General features: G+C 33.1%; 23 protein-coding genes. 20 read left to right on the plus strand and 3 right to left on the minus strand.

Going from position 1 to position 22,879, the window contains the following annotated elements; all coding sequences use genetic code 11:
• The first annotated feature begins 4 nt into the window (after positions 1–4).
• The 13 genes from leuS (at position 5) to ilvA (ending at position 14,119) form a co-directional block, all read left to right on the plus strand.
• Positions 5–2,437 (plus strand): leucine--tRNA ligase, encoded by a 2,433-nt coding sequence (gene leuS / locus CIGNP91_RS04030; RefSeq protein ID WP_086253448.1) that lies wholly within the window; start codon positions 5–7, stop codon positions 2,435–2,437.
• A gap of 1 nt (position 2,438) precedes the next feature.
• On the plus strand, positions 2,439–2,978 hold the full coding sequence (gene lptE / locus CIGNP91_RS04035) for an LPS assembly lipoprotein LptE (protein WP_086253449.1): 540 nt from the start codon (positions 2,439–2,441) through the stop codon (positions 2,976–2,978).
• Positions 2,959–4,488 (plus strand): diguanylate cyclase domain-containing protein, encoded by a 1,530-nt coding sequence (locus CIGNP91_RS04040; RefSeq protein ID WP_086253450.1) that lies wholly within the window; start codon positions 2,959–2,961, stop codon positions 4,486–4,488. Before lptE ends, CIGNP91_RS04040 begins: the two co-directional genes overlap by 20 nt.
• Positions 4,488–5,657, plus strand: a complete 1,170-nt coding sequence (locus tag CIGNP91_RS04045) for a Mur ligase family protein (RefSeq protein WP_086253451.1) — start codon at positions 4,488–4,490, stop codon at positions 5,655–5,657. Before CIGNP91_RS04040 ends, CIGNP91_RS04045 begins: the two co-directional genes overlap by 1 nt.
• Complete coding sequence (locus CIGNP91_RS04050; RefSeq protein WP_086252353.1) at positions 5,647–6,540, plus strand: M23 family metallopeptidase; 894 nt, start codon at positions 5,647–5,649, stop codon at positions 6,538–6,540. The genes CIGNP91_RS04045 and CIGNP91_RS04050 overlap by 11 nt, the downstream gene beginning before the upstream one ends.
• Positions 6,489–6,908 carry a bactofilin family protein gene (locus tag CIGNP91_RS04055; protein ID WP_086224802.1) on the plus strand — a complete coding sequence of 140 codons (420 nt, stop codon included), beginning with the start codon at positions 6,489–6,491 and terminating at the stop codon, positions 6,906–6,908. The genes CIGNP91_RS04050 and CIGNP91_RS04055 overlap by 52 nt, the downstream gene beginning before the upstream one ends.
• Positions 6,889–9,837 carry a DEAD/DEAH box helicase gene (locus tag CIGNP91_RS04060; protein ID WP_086253452.1) on the plus strand — a complete coding sequence of 983 codons (2,949 nt, stop codon included), beginning with the start codon at positions 6,889–6,891 and terminating at the stop codon, positions 9,835–9,837. Before CIGNP91_RS04055 ends, CIGNP91_RS04060 begins: the two co-directional genes overlap by 20 nt.
• On the plus strand, positions 9,834–10,472 hold the full coding sequence (locus tag CIGNP91_RS04065; protein WP_086253453.1) for a putative metalloprotease CJM1_0395 family protein: 639 nt from the start codon (positions 9,834–9,836) through the stop codon (positions 10,470–10,472). Before CIGNP91_RS04060 ends, CIGNP91_RS04065 begins: the two co-directional genes overlap by 4 nt.
• Entirely contained in the window at positions 10,472–11,221 is a 750-nt protein-coding gene (locus CIGNP91_RS04070; protein ID WP_086253454.1) for a DUF815 domain-containing protein, read from the plus strand. The genes CIGNP91_RS04065 and CIGNP91_RS04070 overlap by 1 nt, the downstream gene beginning before the upstream one ends.
• Positions 11,208–11,876, plus strand: a complete 669-nt coding sequence (locus CIGNP91_RS04075; protein WP_086253455.1) for a 3-methyladenine DNA glycosylase — start codon at positions 11,208–11,210, stop codon at positions 11,874–11,876. Before CIGNP91_RS04070 ends, CIGNP91_RS04075 begins: the two co-directional genes overlap by 14 nt.
• 100 nt (positions 11,877–11,976) lie before the next feature.
• On the plus strand, positions 11,977–12,381 hold the full coding sequence (locus CIGNP91_RS04080; RefSeq protein WP_086224797.1) for a YgiW/YdeI family stress tolerance OB fold protein: 405 nt from the start codon (positions 11,977–11,979) through the stop codon (positions 12,379–12,381).
• A 144-nt stretch (positions 12,382–12,525) separates the two neighbouring features.
• On the plus strand, positions 12,526–12,924 hold the full coding sequence (locus CIGNP91_RS04085; RefSeq protein WP_086224796.1) for a CoA-binding protein: 399 nt from the start codon (positions 12,526–12,528) through the stop codon (positions 12,922–12,924).
• A complete protein-coding gene (gene ilvA / locus CIGNP91_RS04090) occupies positions 12,908–14,119 on the plus strand; it encodes a threonine ammonia-lyase (RefSeq protein WP_086251447.1) in 1,212 nt (403 codons plus the stop codon). Before CIGNP91_RS04085 ends, ilvA begins: the two co-directional genes overlap by 17 nt.
• Positions 14,120–14,151: 32 nt before the next feature.
• Here ilvA and uvrC read toward each other — a convergent pair whose 3' ends face one another.
• Positions 14,152–15,948, minus strand: coding sequence for an excinuclease ABC subunit UvrC (uvrC, locus tag CIGNP91_RS04095; protein WP_086253456.1), 1,797 nt, complete (start codon positions 15,946–15,948; stop codon positions 14,152–14,154).
• Positions 15,935–16,378, minus strand: a complete 444-nt coding sequence (locus CIGNP91_RS04100; protein WP_086253457.1) for a hypothetical protein — start codon at positions 16,376–16,378, stop codon at positions 15,935–15,937. The genes uvrC and CIGNP91_RS04100 overlap by 14 nt, the downstream gene beginning before the upstream one ends.
• Positions 16,379–16,532: 154 nt before the next feature.
• Between CIGNP91_RS04100 and guaA the strand changes: the two genes are divergently transcribed.
• The 7 genes from guaA to CIGNP91_RS04135 all read left to right on the plus strand — a co-directional run bounded on the left by guaA (position 16,533) and on the right by CIGNP91_RS04135 (position 22,110).
• The gene (gene guaA, locus CIGNP91_RS04105; RefSeq protein WP_086253458.1) at positions 16,533–18,065 is read left to right on the plus strand and encodes a glutamine-hydrolyzing GMP synthase; all 1,533 of its coding nucleotides are present in this window, start codon (positions 16,533–16,535) and stop codon (positions 18,063–18,065) included.
• A gap of 414 nt (positions 18,066–18,479) precedes the next feature.
• Entirely contained in the window at positions 18,480–18,761 is a 282-nt protein-coding gene (locus CIGNP91_RS04110) for an ArsR/SmtB family transcription factor (RefSeq protein WP_086253459.1), read from the plus strand.
• An 81-nt stretch (positions 18,762–18,842) separates the two neighbouring features.
• Positions 18,843–19,856: a permease gene (locus tag CIGNP91_RS04115; protein ID WP_086253460.1), complete on the plus strand. Its 1,014-nt coding sequence runs from the start codon at positions 18,843–18,845 to the stop codon at positions 19,854–19,856.
• A gap of 18 nt (positions 19,857–19,874) precedes the next feature.
• Positions 19,875–20,252, plus strand: a complete 378-nt coding sequence (locus CIGNP91_RS04120) for a thioredoxin family protein (protein WP_086253461.1) — start codon at positions 19,875–19,877, stop codon at positions 20,250–20,252.
• Positions 20,253–20,256: 4 nt separating this feature from the next.
• Positions 20,257–20,637, plus strand: a complete 381-nt coding sequence (locus CIGNP91_RS04125) for an arsenate reductase/protein-tyrosine-phosphatase family protein (RefSeq protein WP_236842892.1) — start codon at positions 20,257–20,259, stop codon at positions 20,635–20,637.
• A 382-nt stretch (positions 20,638–21,019) separates the two neighbouring features.
• The gene (locus CIGNP91_RS04130) at positions 21,020–21,478 is read left to right on the plus strand and encodes a lipocalin family protein (RefSeq protein WP_086253463.1); all 459 of its coding nucleotides are present in this window, start codon (positions 21,020–21,022) and stop codon (positions 21,476–21,478) included.
• Positions 21,475–22,110 (plus strand): uroporphyrinogen-III synthase, encoded by a 636-nt coding sequence (locus CIGNP91_RS04135; RefSeq protein WP_086253464.1) that lies wholly within the window; start codon positions 21,475–21,477, stop codon positions 22,108–22,110. Before CIGNP91_RS04130 ends, CIGNP91_RS04135 begins: the two co-directional genes overlap by 4 nt.
• Here the strand turns inward: CIGNP91_RS04135 and CIGNP91_RS04140 are convergent.
• Complete coding sequence (locus CIGNP91_RS04140; protein WP_086253465.1) at positions 22,102–22,878, minus strand: undecaprenyl-diphosphate phosphatase; 777 nt, start codon at positions 22,876–22,878, stop codon at positions 22,102–22,104. The two genes, CIGNP91_RS04135 and CIGNP91_RS04140, sit on opposite strands and share 9 nt — an antisense overlap.
• Position 22,879: the final 1 nt, after the last annotated feature.

The raw sequence follows: 22,879 nt of genomic DNA on the forward strand, positions 1-22,879 counted from the left end.
GATAATGCAATATGTAGCTAAAGATATAGAGTATAAATGGCAAACTGCTTGGAGAGATAGCGGTTATAGTGAGCCAAAAGATGATTATAGCTTGCCTAAAAAATATATTTTATCTATGTTTCCATATCCTAGTGGCAGACTTCACATGGGGCATGTTCGAAACTACGCTATAGGTGATGCCTTGTCTAGGTATTATAGAAATATGGGGTTTAATGTCCTTCAGCCAATGGGTTTTGATAGCTTTGGTATGCCAGCAGAAAATGCCGCTATAAAGCATAAAATTCATCCGAAAAAATGGACATATGAAAATATAGAATATATGATAAAAGAGCTTGATACCTTGGGGTTAAGCTTTTCTAAAAATCGCTTATTAGCTACTAGTGATCCACTCTATACAAGATGGGAACAAGAGTTTTTCATAAAAATGTATGAAAAAGGCTTGGTATATCGCAAATCCGCTGTGGTAAATTGGTGTGAAAATGACCAAACAGTTTTGGCAAATGAGCAAGTAGAAGATGGCAAATGCTGGAGATGTGGCCACGATGTAATCCAAAAAGAGATGCCAGGATATTATCTGAAAATCACAGATTATGCTAATGAGCTTTTGGAGTGTTTAAAAGATTTAGATGGCAAATGGCCAAATCAAGTTATCACTATGCAAGAAAATTGGATAGGTAAAAGTAGTGGGCTTGAGTTTGAATTTAAGCTTGATGATCGTAGCAAGGAGATTGCTAGTGAAGATGGATTTATGGTCTTTACTACTAGGGCTGATACTATTTATGGGGTTAGTTATTGTGCTTTAGCACCAGAGCATAGCCTTACAAAAAAGATTTTAAATAGTGATAATACCCCAAAAGAGATAAAAGATAAGATCAAATTTATGCTAAATCAAAGTCCAAAAGAGCGCCAAATAGCCGATAAAGATGGGGTCTATCTAGGCATTAATGCTATCCATCCGATAACCAAAGATCTAGTGCCGATATGGTGTGCGAATTTCGTCTTAGCTGAGTATGGTCATGGGGCTTTGATGGCGGTGCCTGCTCATGATGAGAGGGATTATGAGTTTGCTATTAAATTTAACCTACCTATTAAAAAGATAATAGAGTGCGATGAGTTGCCATATACTCAAAAGAGTGGCAAGCATATAAATTCAGATATGATAAATAATATGGATTATGATGAGGCTAGTAAAACTATCATAAATTACTTCGAAAATAGCAGTAGCGGTAAAGAGGTTACAAACTACAAATTAAGAGATTGGGGCATCTCTAGACAGAGATATTGGGGTGCGCCGATCCCTATAGTGCATTGCGATAAATGTGGAGTTGTGTGCGAGAGTATTGAGAATTTACCTGTTTTATTGCCTGAAGATGTGAGTATCACAGGTGAGGGAAATCCGCTAGACAAGCATCCAAATTTCAAAAAATGTAAATGCCCTAAATGCGGTGGTGAGGCTAAGAGAGAAACCGATACTATGGATACATTTTTTGAAAGTAGCTGGTATTTTGCTAGATATGCAAGTGATGAGAAAACTTGGGAAAAAGTAGCCTTTGATAAAAAAAGTGTTGATTATTGGATGAGTGTAGATCAATATATCGGTGGGATAGAACACGCTATACTTCATCTTTTATACGCTAGATTTTTTCAAAAAGTTTTAAGAGATCTTGGCTATTTGCGTGATAGTGAGCCTTTTGCTAGTCTATTAACTCAAGGTATGGTCTTAAAAGACGGCGCTAAAATGAGTAAAAGCAAGGGAAATACGGTTGATCCAGATGAGATTATTAATAGATATGGTGCTGATACTGCAAGGCTATTTATACTTTTTGCAGCTCCACCGCAAAAGGAGCTTGAGTGGAATGATAGCGCTGTTGAGGGTGCTTTTAAGTTTATAAATAGACTTTATGATAGAAGTGTAAATGCCTATAAAACAGAGCAAATCCCATCTATAAATCACTCAAATTTAAACAAAGATGAGAAATACGCAAGGCTAAAAGTCTATGAAGCACTTAAAAAATCAAGCGATGTTTTTGAGAGTAGCTTTACATTTAATACCTTAATAGCTGCTTGTATGGAGGCTCTAAATGCCTTAAATGCTCAACAAAATAAAGATATATGGACGGAGGGGTATTATATAATTTTAAGTTTGCTTGAGCCTATTATCCCACATGTATCTTGGGAGCTTAGTAGTGAGCTATTTGGGCTTAAAAATCTTAGAAAAATCGAGCTTAAAAGTGAAGTTTTTGAGAGTGATACTATAAATTTAGCTATCACTATAAATGGCAAAAGACGAGCCGAGATAGAGATAGATAAGAGTTTAAGCGACCAAGAGATTATAAATCAAGCCAAAATCGCTGCATCTAAGTGGATTGGCTCAGCTGAGATTATAAAAGAAATTTATGTGCCAAATAAGCTTGTAAATATAGTTATAAAGGGATAGAGTGAGATTAATTGCCATTTTATTGCTAGCGTTTTTTATCGCAGGTTGTGGCTATAAACCATCTAGCGTGGCAGCTAGAGATGCTATAGGCAGCAGCGTTTGGGTTGATGTGATAATTAGTAAAACTGATCCTGAGAGTACTGTGGCTATAAAAGATGGTATAAAATCAGCAATGCTTAGACGCTTAGGTGTAAATTTAGTAGATAAAAATGAGGCTGATAGCATAATAATAGCTTCTATTAAATCGCTTACATTTTCAGCTATATCATATGATCAATTTGGATATGCTACAGCATATAAAGCAAATTTAGTAATGGAATATAGATTAAAGCAAAAAGATGGCTCAATAAAGAGTATTTTAACTAGCGGAGATTATGATTTTAGAGTTACAAAGCGACTAAATGATAGAAGATTTACCGATAGTGTTATTAGCGATAATGAGAGATTTGATGCTATTACAAATGCATCTTTGCAGTGTTTTGACGAGTTTGTAAGTAAGTTAGCTATGCAAGGTCTTTTAAATGGCAAGTCTAATCTCTGAGGTTATCAAAGATGTATTTAAGGAGGCAAGTGATAAGAATATTATTCTAACTCCAGATAACTATCATGAGTTATTTTGTGCGGCTGCAGCTAGGCGAGGGCTGAGTGCAAATGAGTGTAAGAGACTTGAAGGCTATATTGCTCGCTTAGATAAGAGTTACCAAGATGAGATAAAAAAGATAAATGTAAGAAGCATTGATGAGCTTTTTGCTTTTATCTGTTTTAGGTTAAATCGTGCTAATCTAAATGATATAGCTAAAATCAGTCAAGCCCAGACAATGCTTTTAAAACGAGTGTTGCATGCTATAAATTTAATGCACAATAATAAGGCTAAAGATCTAGCTAATTCAAGCTATTCTATGCTAGATGGAACAATTAATGTTGAGAATTTAAATTTAATCAGAGACCGATGGTTTGAGTTTGTTAGCCATTTTGATACTAATTACATAAAGCGACTTGAAAAATATGGAATCAAACAAAGTGATGATATAGAAACCATAATTTCTAAAATTGAGAAATTTAAATATAAAACTAAAGAGAAAAATTTAGAATATCTATCTTACTGCGAGTTATTAATTGCTGCTCTTGTACCATCTATTGCGCCTGGTGCAGATGATGATATAGCTAGAGTAAGTGAGCATTTAAGATCTAATCCTGCTTTATTAACTAGTCAAGCTATGGAAGAAGATATTAAAAAATGTATTTTAAAGCGTGTAAGATTAGACCAAAATGAGATAAAACAAAAAATTAGCGCCTTAGATGAGATTTTAAACAATTTAAATAAACAAATTCAAGATTTTGCTAATACTCTTTTAGATAATGGCAGCAGTCTTGATAGTGCGATTTTTGAGATAAATAGCATAACTAGCTATGATGAATATAATGCTATTAGACAAAAACTACAAAATACATCAAATTCACTTCGTAGTGAAATTTCGGCTATGGGGTTAAAGCTTAGCGATGATAGCAAGATAATTAATGGATTAAAAGAGCGTATAAAAGAGCTTGAAGAGATGATTGAGCAAAGTAAGACCGATGAGCTAACAGGAGTTAATAATAAAAATAGCTTTGAGATAGAACTTGCTAATATCGAAGAGGCTAGAGTAAAGTATGGTGTTGATTATAGCATTGTAGCTATTGGGATAAATTTACTAGATGAAATCAAGGCAAAATATGGAGCAAATGCCAAAGATGCAATCTTATCTACAATGGCTAAAATCGTACAAAATCGTTGTGTAAATGGAGAGTTTATAGCTAGAACAAATACGGATGAGTTTGTGATTTTGGTAGGTAATTTAGATAAAAATGCTACTAATAGCTTAGCTGAAACTATGATAAATGATATTAGTGGGTGTAAATTTAGATATAAAGATGAGCACATAATAGTAAGTGCAAGTTGTGGAATTGCTACACGCTCAGAGTGCAATAGTCAAAATGAGATGCTACAAAGGGTAAATTTAGGGTTGCAAACAGCTAAAAATGAGGGGATAAATTGTATACGAGCACTTTGATGGATTATGAAGTATTTTTAAATAAAAAGCCATTATATTATGATGAGATTGATTATACTAGATTTCCTAGGATATTTAATTTAGTTAAATTACACTTAAATTTACCACCTATAATCCATATAGTAGGCACAAATGGCAAGGGAAGTACAGGTAGATTTTTAGCTCAAATTTTAGCTGGAGCTGGTAAAAAAGTTGGACATTATACTAGTCCGCATATTTTTGATTTTAGTGAGAGATTTTATAGTAGTTTTGAAGAAATTGATAAATTTAGATTAAATTTAGCTCACAATAGACTTTTAGAGATTTTTAGTTTACTCAATAATACTAGTGAAATAGTAGAGAGTTTAAGCTACTTTGAGTGGGCAACATTGATGGCTGGGGTAATTTTTGAGGGGTATGATTTTTTAATTTTAGAGGCTGGAATGGGCGGTGAATATGATGCGACAAATGCCTTTGATAAGTCTCTTAGTATATTTACCCCTATTGGTCTAGATCACATTGATATGCTTGGTAGTACGATAGAAGAAATTGCTAAAACTAAACTTAATTCAATGCAAAATCAAGCATTAATTAGTAGTGAGTTTGCCTGTATGGAGTTAGCAAATCAAATCGCTAAGCAAAAAAGTGTAAGATTAATAAAGCAAAGTGAAATTTATGCTAAAGAGATTCAAAATTATGCTATTAAATTTAATTTACCAGAATTTTTAAGAGCAAATTTAAGTTTAGCAGTAAATGCAGCCAATATTTTAAATATAGAGAATTTAGCCCAAATTATATCAAATTTAGGCGCCTTAACTTTGCGTGGCAGATGTGAAAAAATAAAGCCAAATCTTATAATTGATGTTGGACATAACGCTCACGCTGCTAAGGCTATAGCTCAAAATTTGCAAAATATAGGTTGGAGAGAGATAAATTTAATATATAATGCCTTTGATGATAAGGATATCTTTGGTGTTTTATTAAGCTTAAAGCCTTTTATTGGTAAAATCCATGTTTATAATTATAAAAGCTATAGTAGAAAATTAGCTACACATAAGATAACTCAAATTGCCAAAGATCTTGGTATTACATGTTGCGAGTTTACAAATTTAGATGAAAATGAGAAATATTTAGTCTTTGGTTCATTTATGTTAGTAGAAAACTTCATTAAGGAAGAGATTGAAAGATAAGATTGTTGTTACTATAACTGATGTCAATGGCTCTAGAAATTATTTATTAAGCCAGGTTTTAAAGAGAATTTTTATATATGTTATTGCGGTTTTATTGCTTATTTTTGTTCTTGGTGGGCTATATATGGGATATTTGCAAGATGAGACAAATGTTCTAAGAGAGACTAAAGAGGAGCTAATAAGTAGTAGTAAAAATTTAAATATAGAGTATGAAAATATAAAACAAAAGCTTTCAACCAAAGAAGAGGAGTTGATGGCTATAGAAGATAAAATTTCATTTTTAGAAGAGCAAATCGGGTTAAATGATGACTCAAATATTACTACAATTGATGATAGATTAGAGCAGATTAAGCTTACTGTTGAGCAACAAAATATAATATTTTCAATGATTCCAAATGGCAAGGTAATAGAAGATGGCGGTATTACAGCAGCATTTGGTTGGCGAACTCATCCAGTGTTAGGGCATAAGCATCTTCACCAAGGAATTGACCTTAGAGCACCAATTGGAACTCCAGTGTATGCTCCAGCAGATGGAGTGGTACAAGTGGCGGGATTTAATGTAGTTGGTGGATATGGATATTTAGTAGTTTTAGAGCATAATTTTGGCTTTAAGACTAGATTTGCCCATCTATCTAGAAAAGATGTGGTAAAAGAGGGGCAGTTTGTTAAAAAGGGCGATCTAATAGGCTATAGTGGAAATACTGGTATAAGTACAGGTCCGCATCTGCACTATGAGATAAGATTTGTGCAGCGGCCACTTGATCCGATAAATTTTATCAATTGGAGTCGAAAAAACTATGAAGAAATATTTGAAAAGGAGAAGCGAGTAACATGGCAGTCTTTGGTAAAGGCAGTAGCAAATTTAACTCTGAAACAACCATAATATCAGAAGGCGCATATATAAAAGGCGAGTTAGCCTGCGGTTCAGTTTTATATATTGAAGGTCATGTAGATGGTATGATAAAATCAAATAACACAGTAGTAATTGGTAAAAATGGTAAGGTTACAGGAATAATATCAGCTAATAAAATTGTAGTAAATGGTATTTTTGAAGGCAATGTAGATGCAGATTCAGTGGAGATTTTAAGTGGTGGATTTGTGTTAGGTGATATTTGTTCAGGTAGCTTTAGCATAGAAAATGGTGGTAAATTTGATGGTAAAAGCTCTCTTAAAAAGTCAAATTCAATGCAATCGCTAGAGAATTTTGAGATAATTGACACAGAGGAAAGTGGTGCAAGCAAAGATATATGAGTTTTTTAAAACTCATAGGGATAAATTTAAAATATTAATAGTAAGCGACGATAAGAGTGCTTCTAAGGCTTACGCAGCAGCGACTTATGCTGGGCGTGAGTGTTTTGTTTTGCCTGATTTTAGAGCTAAAAGAGGCGATGATTTACGGGCGTTTAATAGTGAGCTTTTAGATATTAGTAAAGCTTTAAGCAGCTTTTGGCAAAGTTCTAATTCAAATAAACTTTTAATAACTCCATTTCGAACAATCCTACATAAATTACCAAGCGCTAATCAATTAAGAGTAAAAAATATAAATTTTGCCGATACAATTGATTTAAATAGTTTTAAAAACGAAATGCTAGCTTATGGATATACTTTTGTTGATATTGTCGAAAGTAGGGGAGAGATTAGGATTAGCGGAGATATTATTGATATTTATAGCGTAGCTGATGAGTGGCCGTGTAGAATTTTGCTTGATATTAATCTAGTTGAGAGTATTCGTAGGTTTGACCCAGCTACGCAAAAAAGTATAAAAGATGAACAAAGCATCACTATTACTCCATATGTGGCTGCGCTTGATCAGACTGAATTTAAGAATGCATTAAATAGTGCTGAGCATATAGAGTCAAATTCTCTTACGCATGATCTAAATTCGTTTGGATTTTGGGTAATTGATGGATTTATAAATTATTTAGAACAGTTTGAGGCTGTGCGTGATGGAGATATAGATTTTGATGAGTGCGAGATGGATATAAGCGCTCTTGAGGCGGTAACAATCTTGCCTTTAGCAAAATCATATAGGCCATTTGAAGGCAAGATAAATAATGAATTAATTAATTTTCACAAAGATAAAAAAATAGATATTTTAAGCTCTAATGAGAGTGCTTTTAGAGCATTGGGGCTTGATATTAATTTAAATTTAAATTTTATTCAAAGCGACTTAATACTAAATCTAATAAGCAAAGATGAGCTTATAATTAGCCTAAATCAGCCTATTTCACGTCAAAAAAGACGCAAGGCTAGTATTGTTTTAGATGAGTTAAAGATTGGAGATTTTGTCGTTCATAGCGAGTATGGAATTGGTAAATTTGCTGGTCTGGAGTTAATAAGAGTGCTTGGTAGTAGCAAAGAATTTGTTGTTTTAACTTATCAAAATGATGATAGATTGCTTTTACCAACAGAGCATCTTGATATGATAGATAGATACATCGCTGGAAGTGGAGCAGTAGTTAACCTAGATAAGCTTGGCAAGGCTAGTTTTGCAAAGCTTAAGCAAAAAGTCAAAGAAAAACTCTTTATCATTGCTAGTAAAATTATTGCTTTAGCAGCAAAGCGTGAGTTAATCGAAGGTGTTAAAATAGAAGCCAATACAGCTGAATTTGCTAAATTTCAAATGGAAGCAGGCTTTTGCTACACTAGTGACCAAGATAGAGCTATAAATAGCATTTTAAGCCATTTAAAAAGCGGTAAGGTTATGGATATGCTCTTAAGCGGTGATGTGGGCTTTGGTAAGACTGAAGTTGCTATGAATGCGATATTTGCCTGTGTTAAGAGTGGATTTCAAGCGCTATTTTTTGTGCCTACTACCTTACTTTGTGCTCAGCACTACAAAAGTTTACAAGAGAGACTAAGTAAATTTGATATTGATGTAAGACGACTAGATAGATTTAGTAGCACAAAAGATAAATCACGCTTGCAAGCTGATTTGCAAGATGGCAAACCACTTGTAGCAATTGGAACGCATGCTTTGCTTAGTGTACAAAGTGCAAATTTAGGACTGATAATAATCGATGAAGAGCATAAATTTGGCGTAAAGCAAAAAGAGAAACTAAAGGAATTTAGTGAGCATTCTCATCTATTATCAATGTCAGCTACACCAATTCCACGAAGTCTAAATATGGCGCTAAGTAGCATAAAAAGCTATTCTACATTAACAACGCCACCACTTGATAGGCTAGATGTTAGAACTTTTGTTAAAGAGTGGGATAGAGGATTAATTAAAGAGGCTATAATGCGTGAAATTCGCCGTGCTGGGCAAATTTTTTATCTTCATAATAAAATTGCTGATATGCCTAGTATTGAACGTGAGCTAAAGCAGATTGTGCCGACTTTAAAAATTTTAACTCTTCATAGTAAAATTGATGCTAAAACTAGCGAAGATGAGATGATTAAATTTGCTAATGGTGAGTATGACTTGCTTCTTTGTACTAGTATTGTAGAAAGTGGAATTCACTTGCCAAATGCAAATACTATAATAATAGATGAAGCTAATAAATTTGGTATTGCAGATTTGCATCAGCTACGTGGTAGAGTTGGTAGGGGTGCTAAGCAGGGATTTTGCTACTTTTTGGTGGAAGATAGACAGAGTTTAAGCGATGAAGCGATTAAACGACTTGTAGCACTAGAATCAAATTCATTCTTAGGTAGTGGCGCCTTATTAGCTTATCATGATTTAGAAATTAGAGGTGGAGGAAATCTAATTGGTGAGGCACAAAGTGGCCATATAGAAGCTATTGGTTACTCTTTATATCTTAAAATGCTCGAAGATGAGATAAATTTACTTTTAAATAAAGATAACAAAAACGATACTCAAGTCGATATAAAACTAAGCGTAAATGCATTTTTAAATAGTGAATTAATTGCTGAAGATAGGCTACGACTTGAACTTTATAGACGACTTAGTAAATGTACTGAGGTAAGCGAAGTTTATGAGATTGGTGGTGAGATTGAGGATAGATTTGGTAAGCTTGATGTTTATACTAAGCAATTTTTAGATATTATTGCTATTAAAATTATGGCCGCTAAACAAGAATTTAAACATATTAGTAACTATGAACAAAATATCACTCTAACCAAAATCGATGGAATAAAAGTTGCTTTAAAATCGCCAAGCAAAGATGATGACGATGTCTTAGCTGAAATTTTACGCTATTTAAGGAAAAATAGATGATGATTTCAAGTGTTTCATACTACCAGCCAAATTATATGGTAGATAATCAACAAGCTGATGCAAAAACAGGTGATCAAGAGAGCCATAAGCACAACAATCAAACTCAAGCAGAGTTAAAAAAGAGATATAAACACGAGTTAAGTCAAGAGCAAAAACTTCAAGTAATAGAACTTCAAAAGCGAGATATAGAGGTTCGCAATCATGAAGCAGCTCACATGTCAGCAGGAGCTGGACTAACTACTGGGGCTAGTTATAGCTACCAAAGAGGCCCAGATAATAAGATGTATGCTATAGGTGGCGAGGTTGGCATAGATACATCACCAGGCAAAACTCCAGAAGAGACATTAAAAAAGGCCGCCCAAATCAAAAGAGCAGCCCTAGCACCAGCCCAGCCAAGCTCAGCTGATCTTCAAGTAGCAGCAACAGCTACAAATATGGAGATTGATGCTAAGATTGAAATTCAAAATGAATTACTAAAAGAGCAAAAGCAAGATAAGCAAAATGATGATAAAACTCAAAGTAATAAGAATCAATCTGAGCGAAACGAGTCAAATTTAATTCAACATATTTATCAAAATAAAAATAATCCATATGCGCAATATGATTATAGCTCTAGAGTAATAGGATTATTTTAATGAAAATAAAATGGAGAAATACCCATGCAGCACTCGTGCGAGATGGCAAGTTAAGACCGGTTAGAGATATTGCTAAAATTGAACTTGATAGTTTTGTAAATTTGCAAAGTCAAATAGAACAGCTTGAGCTTAATACAATTAAATTTATTGAGCACGGAGTGATAAATCATGCGCTTTTGTGGGGCGAGAGAGGCTGTGGAAAGTCTAGTTTAGTGCGTGGAATATTTTGTAAATTTATGGATAAAAACCTGCGTTTAATCGAGATAAGTGCTAGAGAGTTAAAAAGTTTGCATAAAATTCTTGATAAAATAAGAGATAAGAAAAAGTATAAATTTATAATTTTTTGTGATGATTTTGGATTTGAAAATGGGGATAAGGCTCTAATTGAGCTTAAAAGCCTCTTAGAAGGCTCGATTGAATCTCCGCCAAGTAATGCAATATTTTATGCTACAAGCAATTTAAAGCACTTAGTAAGAAGCCGCCCAAATAGCGACAATTATATTGTCGAAAAAGAAAATAGTAGAGAAAATTTAAGCCTAGCTGATAGATTTGGATTGCACATTAGCTTTTATGAGCTTAGCGTAGATGAGTATATGGATATTGTTTATAATCTTTTTAAAGGGTGTGATATAGATAAAAATCGCCTAAAAACTCAAGCGCTTGCTTTTGCAGCTAGTAAGGGTGTAAGAAGCGCAAGAAATGCTAAGCAATTTTGGCAAAGTATAAAGGACGATATTGAGAAGTGTTGAGCTATTTTTGGCACTTGATGGGGTTTGCGAGTTTGACTTTGAGTTAAATAGACATTGGTGGCCAGATTATGGGAGCTTTTGGGTTATAGTGGGTACGATTTTGACTCAAAATGCTAAGTGGTCAAGCGTGGAAAAATCTTTGGCGAATTTAAGAGATTATGGGGTTAAAGAGCTATCAGATATCGCAAATTTGGATATTCAAGTTTTAAGCGAACTTATTAAGCCAAGTGGATTTTATAATACCAAAGCCAAAAGGCTTAGTATGCTTTGTAATAAAATTATAGATAAATTTGGTAATTTTGATGAGTTTGCTAGTAGCGTTAGCTTTGAGTGGCTTATAGCACAAAAGGGCTTAGGGCTTGAGAGTGTTTATTCTATTTTGTGCTTTGGTTGTGGGCGTGATGTGATGGTCGTAGATAGCTATACTAATAGGATTTTAAGTGCTTTAGGGTATGAATTTGAGAGCTATGAAGAGGCTAGGGAGTGGCTAGAGGGTATCGATAGAGATGAGGTTTATAAAGCAATTGGCGATATAAGCGATAATGAGCTTTTTTGTCGTTATCATGGGGTTATTGTGGAATTTTGTAAAAGCCATTTAAAAGGGGCTAAATTTGATGATTTTGCTTTGAGTTTATTTAGTGAGATTGCTATTTAGATAGCGTTTAAATCAATTTCTATCTTTATAATTAAAATTCACAATAGCTTAACAAATATCATATATAATTACGCTGTATTAATTATTAAAAGGAATTAAGATGAAAAAACTCAGTTTAATAGCTATTTTAGCTTTAACAATTAGCGCAAACGCAGCAGGCTTTACAGGTGGTGCTAGCCAATCAAATACTTCAGGCTTTACAGGTGGTCAAGCACCGATGAATCAAGGTGGATTTTTAGGTCCTAGATATGGGGTAAATAGCGTCAAAGCGGCCCTTAGTGCGTGGGATGATACCTGGGTTGAGATAAAAGGCAAAATCATCTCTCAAGTAGGCCACGAAAAATATAAATTTAGCGATGGTAAAGATACTATTATCATAGAGATTGATGATGATGATTGGGGTGGAGTTAGTGTTGGGCCTGATGAGCTTATCACGATATATGGCGAAGTTGATGGCAACGCTCTTAAAGCAAATGAGATTGATGTAAAAAGAATTACTAAATAAGACTTTAAGTTAGTCTAAATTTAATAAAAAACTTCAAAAACCGCCAAAGTTTGAGTATAAATCACTCACTTTTGGGCGGTTTAAATTTAAACTTAGTAAAATTTAGTTAAAATTCACTCCTAAATTATTAAAAAAGAAAAAATAATGCAAGATATCTTAAAATCTATGAAAAATATAGCCGTTGTAGGCTTTAGCCCTAATGATACTAAAGCTAGTAATCAAGTAGGTTGCTATCTTATAGATATGGGTTTTAATGTCTTTCCTATTTATCCAAAAAGTGGTGAGATAAAAGGTCGAAAAATATATCAAAGTATAGATGAAATTTCAGAAAAAATAGATACTATTGTGATGTTTAGAAAGGCCGAATTTGCCACTGAATTGGCTAAAAAAGCTATAAATTTAGGTGTAAAAAATCTATGGCTTCAGCTAGGAATTGTAAATGATGAGGCTAAGCAAATAGCACAAGATGCAGGATTAAATTTCATACAAGATGCCTGCATAATGATAGAGCATAAAAGGTTTAAAAATGATAAGTCTAAATAAAATTATTCAAGCTAAACGAAATATTGATGGATTTGTGGCTAAAACTCCATTTGGCTTTGCTCCAAAACTAAGCAAGATAGCTGGTGCTGATATATACCTAAAAAAAGAGAATCTTCAAATCACAGGAGCATATAAAGTAAGGGGTGCTTTTAACAAGATTGCAAATTTAGATGAAAATGCTAAAAAGTGCGGTGTAGTTGCTGCAAGTGCTGGTAATCACGCTCAAGGCGTAGCAATTAGCGCTAAGCATTTTGGAGTAAAAGCTATAATTATTATGCCAGAGGCTGCTCCGCTTTCAAAAGTATCAGGAACTAAAGCTTTGGGTGCTGAGGTGATATTAAAGGGTAATAATTTTGATGAAGCTTATGCATATGCCTTAGAATATGCTAAAGAGAATAATATGAGTTTTATTCATCCATTTGATGATGAGTTAGTCCAAGCAGGTCAAGGGACAATAGCTTTAGAGATGCTTGATGAGGTTAGTAATTTAGATTATATTGTCGTGCCTGTAGGTGGTGGCGGGTTAATTAGCGGTGTGGCAAGTTGTGCCAAGCAGATTAATCCTGATATTAAGATTATTGGTGTTAGTGCAAAAGGGGCGCCGGCTATGTTTGAGAGTTTTAAAGATAAGTGCCAGCATAACTCAAAAAGCGTTCGAACTATAGCTGACGGAATTGCTGTAAGGGATGCAAGCCAGATTACTCTATCTCATATTTTAGAGTGCGTAGATGAGATGGTGCAAGTAGATGATGAAGAGATAGCAAATGCGATTTTGTATCTTTTAGAGCAGCAAAAGATTATGGTTGAAGGCGCTGGAGCGGTATCTGTAGCGGCGATTTTGGAGAGTAAATTTGAGTTTAAAAAGGGCTCTAAAATCGGAGCTATATTAAGTGGTGGCAATATAGATGTCCAAACTCTAAGTGTAATTATCGAAAAAGGGCTTTTAAAAAGCTATAGAAAGATGATAATCAATGTCACATTGATAGATAAACCAGGTGCTTTAATGGCGCTTGGAGATGTTTTAAGGATCGCTGGAGCGAATATAGTTAAGATTGATTATGATAGATTTTCAACCAAGCTAAGTTATGGCGATGCTAAGATTACAATAACTTTAGAGACTAAAGGCAAAGAGCATCAAGATACTATAGAAAAAGCATTAAAAGATGCTGGATATGAGTTTACTCAGGAGTTTTAATTAATTTTTTGAGCTAAATTTAGATTTTAAATTTAGCTCTCATTAGTTATTTTTTGAGCTACGCTTTTGTTTGTTACTTTTTTAATCTCATCAAAACTTGCATTTTTAATATTTTCAAAGCTTCCAAAATAGTTAATTAATTTAATTATAGAACCTTTTGAAATGCCTAAATTGGCTAATTGACTACTTTGTATATCGTTTTTTTGCCTAATTTTTTGATGAAAGCTAATGGCAAATCTATGTGCCTCATCACGCAAACGCTGAATAAATTGAAGTTTAATATCGCTTGAGTTTAGACTAAATTTGCCTATATTTGTGCAAATTTTATCATTTGCCTTGCCTTTAGCACGATGGGCTTTAGCATCAATTTTTTCTTTAGAAATTGCGATTATATCTACATTTGCACCGCTACTTTTAATAATATCATTAGCTAAATTTAGTAGCGCATCGCCTCCATCTATTACCCATAAATCTGGAGCTGATGATTTATCAAAGCTTTTGGCTCTATGAGTTAGTATCTGTTGCATTTGGTCATAATCATTTATATTTTGTAGATGCATATGGCGGTATTTTGCCTTATTAAACTCTCCATTTTCCCACACAACCATCGCACCCACAGGGGCTGCGCCAAATAGATGAGAGTTATCAAAAATCTCAATTTTTAATGGTAGATTATTTAGCTCAAATGTCTCTTGAATCTCTCGTGCTAGGGTGTAGCCATTTGTTTTTATATGTTTTTTGATTAATTCAATAGCATTTTGATAAGCTATATTTACTAGCTCTTTTTTTTCACCTATTTGTGGCTGGATGATTTGAAATTTCTTATTGTGGCGAGAGTTTAAGATATTTTCTAAAATCTTAGCATCTTCAAGCTTCATATATGTATAAATTTTAGTTGCACCAACTGGTTGGTCTATACTAAAAGTATCTAAAATCATTGTAGAATATAGAGTCTCTAGTTCTGATTCTACCATATCTTTAGCCGGTTTTATAGTATGAGTAGATGCGCACACTCTACCATCTCGTACGCTAAACCTGACCCCGCAAACAAAGCTACTACTAATATTTACACTAATTACTTCAAAATCTTCTAATTTAGCTAAATCGATTTGAATTTTAATAGCTGTATCGTTGATTGCTTTTATCTGATCTCTAATCTTAGCAGCCTCTTCAAAATTTTCATTTTGAGCTAAGTTTAGCATTGTTTTTTCTAAATTTGGTATTAAAAGCTCTGGATTTTTAATCTTTTTTATAGCTTCATCTACGATTTTAGCATACTTTTCTTTATTTATTAATCCAAGGCAAGGTGCATGGCAGCGTCCAATTTGATAAAATAAACAGCCCTTTTTTTCTCTTAAACAAGATCTTTTTTGTACTAGTTTAAACTCCAAATACAAAGCTTCTAAAATTTCATTAGCACCCCTAAAAAATGGGCCAAAATATTTAATGCTATTACCTTTAAACACCTTTCTAGTAATTTCAAATCTAGGAAAATCTACACTTAAATCTACACAAATATATGGATATGTTTTATCATCTCTAAGTAAAATATTATATTTTGGATGAAGTTGCTTGATAAATGAATTTTCTAATATTAACGCATCTTGTTCGCTTGAAGTTGTAATCCACTCTATATGTATAGCTTCACTTATCATTTTAGCTATTCTAGGGCTTAGTCTTGGGCTAGGTGAGGCATCAGCGTTGAAATAGCTCTTTACTCGATTTTTTAAATTCTTAGCTTTGCCAACATATAAAAGTTTTGAGTTTTTATCAAAATATTGATAAACTCCAGGGGAATTAGGTAGGGATTTTAATTCATCGATTAGCATTTATAGACTCTCTAAGCTTTTCAAAAAGCGTATAAATTTGCTCATCTTTTGCACTGTTTTTAAATAATCCATCACTTCTTTCTATAAATATAGGCTTTTGTTGCGGTGATACTGCTTGAAAATTTTTTAGTTTTGTAATAAAGATTACTACACTATTTATTGGTTGTAATGCACTATTTGGATTGTTGCTAATATAGGTGTTTAATAGGTTTTTTATTTGAAATTTGATACTATCATGATTTAGCTCAAATTTGGCGAGTGGATGTGTAACGGCTATGAATAAAATTCCATCTTTTTGATAGCTAAATTTAATAAGCTTACTCTTAGCTACACCTAATAAATTTAGTAAATTTCTTGCCTCTTTAGCAGCTTTTAAATTTTTATATTTAGGATCGTTGATAATATGATTAATAATCTCAAAACTTCGCATTTGGCTATTATAGCTGCTTTTTGCTTAATTTTTTTAGTAGGGTGTGGATATAAGTCTGATCCATTTTATACAGATTCGCAGCAAGTAAATGTGGCTAATTGATTTATCAGCCAAATTTAGATAGACTTGCACAAATTTAATTTTAGGATGAGTTATGAAAAATGCAGATATTTTGGTACTAGATTTTGGCTCGCAATATACTCAGCTAATTGCTAGAAGACTTAGAGAACAAGGAGTTTATACTGAGCTTGTACCTTTTAATGCTAGCATAGATACTATAAAAGCAAAAAACCCAAAAGGTATAATTCTAAGCGGGGGGCCAGCTAGTGTTTATGATGAAAATGCCTATTTTTGTGATGATGGGATTTTTGCTCTTGGACTTCCTATTCTTGGGATATGCTATGGTATGCAATTAATCGCTTATAAAAATGGCGCAAATGTCGCACCAGCTAGTCACAAAGAGTATGGCAAGGCTAATATCGAGATTATAAAAGAGTGTGAATTTATGAGTGGTGTGGTAGATAATAGCATTGTTTGGATGAGCCACTCTGATAAGGTAAATGAGCTACCAAAAGGCTTTGAAGTGATAGCTAAGAGCCAAAATAGCGAATTTTGTGTTTTTGGTGATTTTGAGCGCAAAATTTATGCTATGCAGTTTCATCCAGAGGTCGCTCATAGCGAGTTTGGGAGTGTGATGCTTAAGAATTTTGCCAAGATTTGTGGGTGCGATAGTACTTGGAATATGGGAAGTTTTGCTAAGACTCAAATTCAAGCTATTAGAGAAAAAGTAGGCAATGATAAGGTGCTTTGTGCTGTAAGTGGTGGCGTGGATAGCTCTGTTGTAGCAGCGCTTTTGGCTACTGCGGTGCCAGAAAATTTGATAGTTGTATTTGTAGATAATGGACTTCTTCGCACCGATGAAGCTAAGCAAGTTGAGGAGATGTTTAAGCTAAAACTTGGAGTGAATTTGATTAGCATTGATGCGAGTGAGTTATTTTTAAGTCGTTTAAAAGGCGTAAGAGACCCAGAGAAAAAACGCAAAATCATCGGCGAGACATTTATAGAAGTTTTTGATAATGAGGCCAAAAAGCACACTAATGTGAAGTATCTAGCACAAGGGACGCTATACACTGATATTATAGAAAGTAGCGTTGTAGGGGCTTCTAAAACTATCAAAAGTCATCACAATGTAGGGGGACTTCCTGAGTGGATGAAATTTGAGCTTATTGAGCCTTTAAGAGAGATTTTCAAAGATGAGGTTAGGGCGCTTGGCTTGGAACTTGGGCTTAGTCGTGATGTGGTTTTCCGCCATCCGTTTCCTGGACCAGGTCTAGCGATACGCATAATGGGTGAGGTGGATGAGCCTAGTCTTGAGCTACTTAGAAAAGCTGATGTGATACTTCAGCAAGAGCTTAAAAGTAGTGGTTGGTATGATAAGACTTGGCAAGCATTTTGTGTACTTTTAAATGTAAGCTCAGTTGGTGTGATGGGTGATAATAGGACTTATGAAAATGCTGTTTGTATCAGGGTAGTGGATGCTAGCGATGGTATGACGGCGAGTTTTTCTAGATTGCCTTATGATCTATTAGAAAATTGCAGCCGTAGAATCATAAATGAAGTTAGCGGGATCAATCGTGTAGTTTATGATATCAGCTCTAAGCCACCAGCGACAATTGAGTGGGAGTAATTTAAAGTTATCATAAGTGATTAAATAAGGCCTTTTTGACTTTAAAATTGTAACAATACCATTTTATTATTGCATATAATAAGTTATGGAAAATTATTCCTCTTTTTTTAAAACAACAAATTTAAAAAAGGAGGATTGCTTAATATCTAATATTCATATGATTGATACAAAAAGTATCATATTGATAAATTATGAAAAATTGTATATATAATTTCTTAAAGACTAGACTTAATAAATAATATTGAAGCTTAAACTAAAGTAGAATTAGCGTATATAAGCAGCATTAAAATAATTTATAAAAATTTCTTTTGATAATAAGAGATATATTCATAGAATATTTTCTAAAACATATTGACAAATATCTATTTATTATATATAATAACACATAGATAAATTTCTATGCAAGGTGAACTTATGAAAAATAAATATATTGAAACTGCTGAAATATTTAAGGCATTTTGTGATGAGAATAGAATAAAAATACTAGAGATGTTACAAACAGGTGAAAAATGTGGTTGTAAACTCCTTGAAGAATTGAATGTTAAACAGCCTACGCTTTCGCATCATATGAAAATTCTTTGCGATTCTGGTGTTGTAATTGGTAGAAAAGAGGGTAAATGGATGCATTACTCTATATCAAAGCAGGGTGCAAAAATCGCATTAGAAACTTTACACAAATTAATAAATTTGAAGTAGCATAAAAGCTGTGTTATAAATAATTTGACATAGCTTTTATGGCAATAATACATAGATATTTTTCTATTTATAGAGGTTTTTATGGAAATAATTAAAACGATATGGGACTTTTTTCAAAATCAAGTCTTGGGTATGAAATGGTTAAATGAGCTGATAGAAAATATGCTATTAACCTTTGGTCTTAATGTGAGCGGTAAAATTGGTGGTAGTGTTCAGTTCTTTTTGTATGATACGATTAAGATTATGATGCTTTTGAGTGTATTGATTCTAATTATTTCATATATTCAAAGTTATTTTCCGCCAGAAAGAAGCAAACGCATACTTAGTAGATTTCACGGAATTGGTGCCAATATTGTTGCAGCACTTTTAGGAACTATAACTCCGTTTTGTTCTTGTTCATCAATTCCTTTGTTTATTGGTTTTACAAGAGCAGGACTTCGGCTTGGAGTAACATTTTCGTTCCTTATTTCTTCGCCTATGGTTGATTTAGGCTCGATCGTTTTGCTTATGAGTATTTTTGGATGGAAAGTTGCTATTACTTATGTTATAGTCGGTCTTATTATAGCTATCATAGGTGGTGCGTTGATTGAAAAATTGCATCTTGAAAATCAAGTTGAAGAATATATAAGACAGGGCAAGTCGTTTAATGTTTTACAAGAGGAATTGCATTTTAAAGATCGTATAAGATATGCTTGGGAACAGATGTTAATAACCGTAAAAAAAGTATTTTCTTATGTTATTATAGGTGTTAGTATAGGTGCTATAATTCATAATTGGATTCCTGAAAATTTAATTGTTAATTTACTAGGTAGCGAAAATCCACTAGGTGTAGTTATTGCAACTATTGCTGGAGTTCCGATATATGCAGATATTTTTGGTACAATTCCTATTGCTGAAGCACTACTTTTAAAAGGGGCGCAACTCGGTGTTGTTCTTTCGTTTATGATGGGTGTAACAACTCTTTCTCTTCCATCAATAATTATGCTCCGTAAAGCAGTTAAACCGAAGCTACTTGTAATATTTATTACGATTTGCACTGTTGGAATTATCCTTGTTGGTTATTTCTTCAATGCTGTTCAAAATATAATGTTATAAATTTAAGAGGTATTTGCAATGATATTATTTAATTTTGGTAAGAAAAATAAAGAAACAAAAGTTCCGACTTGTAGTTGCGATGGTGGATGTGCTGTATCTAAAACAACAGAAACAAAAAATAATAGCTACAATAAAGCAAAAGACGAGATATATTGTGTAAAGATTTTAGGAGCAGGTTGTGCATCTTGCCATCAACAATATCAAAATGTAAAAAAAGCTGTAGAAAATATTGGACTTAATGTTGAAGTTGAATATATAACCGATATGCAAAAGGTTATGGAATATGGCGTTATGAGTGTTCCAGCACTTGTTGTAAATGATAAGGTTGTTTCAACTGGTAAGGTTCTTAAAACAACAGAGGTCGAAAAGCTATTTTATAAACTAGGGTTTAGGTGATATTATGAAAAAGAAAGTAGCCTTTATTTGTATTCATAACTCTTGCCGTAGTCAAATTGCAGAAGCTCTTGGAAAATATTTTTTGAGCGATAAATATGATTTTTATTCAGCCGGAACGCAAACAAAGCCTTATATTGATCAAGATGCTGTTAGACTTATAAAATTACTATATGGAATCGATATGCAAAAGAATCAGTATTCAAAGACTATAGATAAGATTCCTATGCCAGATATTGCAATTTCTATGGGGTGCGATGTTGGTTGTCCGTTTATTGGAAAGGCTTTTGATGATAATTGGAATTTGCCAGATCCTACAGGAAAAACAGATGATTATTTTATTGAAATAATAAAATGTATTGAGAAAAAGGTAAAGAGTTTATCTTAAAAACTTGAATTGGTATTAAAAAATTTTTATTGACTATAAAAATTTTAGTTTTACAGTAAGACTTAAAATACTATAAGTTGCAAATTTATACGCTATTTATTTTTTGAATATAAAGTACTGATATTACAGATATGAAAACGGATTTTATAAATTCTTTCAAAGGAGCGTGTTTAATACTGATATTATGAAAAGATTAAATTCGCATATATAAAAAATTATAGCTTTATAGTGCATTTTAGTAAAATGCTAGTTGATTTAATTATTAGTTGTGCTACAATATCGTTATATTAATATTTTAGCAATATAAAATTTAGTAATCAAAATAATAATTTGTTAAATTTAGTAATTGCTATAATGATATTTTGGATATAAAAGGGTTAATATGTTTGAAGCATTAATTGGAGATATAAATTTAGAAAAATATATGGGACAGTGGTTGCAAATGGCGGCAAAGCCAGCTTTTTTTCAAAGTGGTTGTAATAAATCTTATGCTAAATATAAATTAGAGTATGAAGGTGATACTCCTATAGTTAAAGTTGAAAATAGCTGTTTTAAAAATGGAAAATTATCAGTATCTAATGGCACTGCAAGAGTAAAAAGCGGCCGCACACTCTCAGTTAAATTTAGCCCATTTATGAATATATTTAATAAGCCAAACTATGAGATATATTATATAGATAAAGGTTATAATGTAGCTGTTGTAGGTAGTCCAAATAAGGATTATCTATGGATATTATCTCGTCAAGTAATTCCAAAAGAGCAAATTTTAGAGTTACTAGAGGTGGCAAATGGCTTTGGTTTTGATACTAGTGATATTAAATTTGATATGTGGGAAAAATGATATATTTAGTTTCAAATACGCCATATGATGATAAAGATATAGTATGGCTAAATCTTTGCAAAATTAAATTTTTTAAATTTGATGTTAATCTTAATAAATTTGATGCGATTATAGTAACTAGCAAAAACTCTATAAATGCACTTAAATTTAACTCTATAGCCTTAACTGATATTTTGGTTTTTGCTATTGGTAAGGCTACTGCTTTGGCGTGCAAGGAGTTTGGATTTACGCAAATTTACGAAGCGTTAAATTCGCACGGAAGTGAGTTCGGGGCTGAAATTTTAGAGAAATTATATGGTAAAAGGGTTTTATTTATCAAAGCCAAAGAGACAATTTCAAATTTAGATATATATTTTACTCAAAATGGTATTGATATAAGCGTGATTGATGGTTATGAGAATTTAATCTTAAAAAAAGATATATCTAGCAAGCCAAAACCTAACTCAATTTTGATATTTACAAGCCCGATTAATGTGAGGGCCTTTATCCAAAATTTGGGTTGGGATGATAGCTACAAAGCAGTTGCTATCGGCAAAGCCACAGCCCAAGCATTAAAGCCATATACAGATCCCATAATCTCTAAATCTCAAAATATTAAAGGTTGCGTAGAGTTAGCCAAATCTTTAAAGTGATAGCGACAAAAAGGCTAATCCTAAAATTATACGATAAATCCCAAAACTAATATAACCAAAATGCGCCACAAAACGCAAAAATAGCTTAATCACTATTAAAGCTACGATAAACGCCACAGCAGCGCCGGTTAAAAATATCCAAATTTGGTCTAAATTTGTAGCGAAAATCTCTCTATTTTTATAGCTATCATATATTGTAGCTGCTAGCATAGTAGGGATAGCGAGCAAAAAGCTAAATCTAGCAGCCACTTCACGACTAAGCCCACAAAGCAAACCGGTGATAATAGTAGAGCCACTTCTAGAGGTTCCTGGTATCATAGCTAGGCATTGGCTAAGACCAATTATAAAGGCTTGATTATAGCTGACATTGTGTAGGTGAATTGTGCTAGGAGTGTAGCTAGGGCGTTTATGAAATAGCTCAACAATGATGAAAATAATACCGCCGATTATCAGCATATAGGCTACTGTATTTGGATTAAATAGCTCTTTAATATATTTGTAAGCCAAAAATCCAATAATCGCAGTCGGTATAAATCCGATAATTAGCTTAATCCATAGTGAAATATCACTTGTCAAACGCTCTTTAAAGGCCCACACAACAGCCAAAATACTACCTAATTGAATAACTACTTCAAAACATTTTAAAATTTGAGTCTGCTCAAGACCCAAAAAGTGCGAAGTAAGTATCATATGGCCAGTTGAGCTAATTGGCAAAAACTCAGTAAGCCCTTCTACGATGCCTAAGATTATAGCTGAGATTATATCCATT

It is taken from the genome of Campylobacter sp. P091 (assembly GCF_002138935.1).
Taxonomy (GTDB): Bacteria; Campylobacterota; Campylobacteria; order Campylobacterales; family Campylobacteraceae; genus Campylobacter; species Campylobacter devanensis.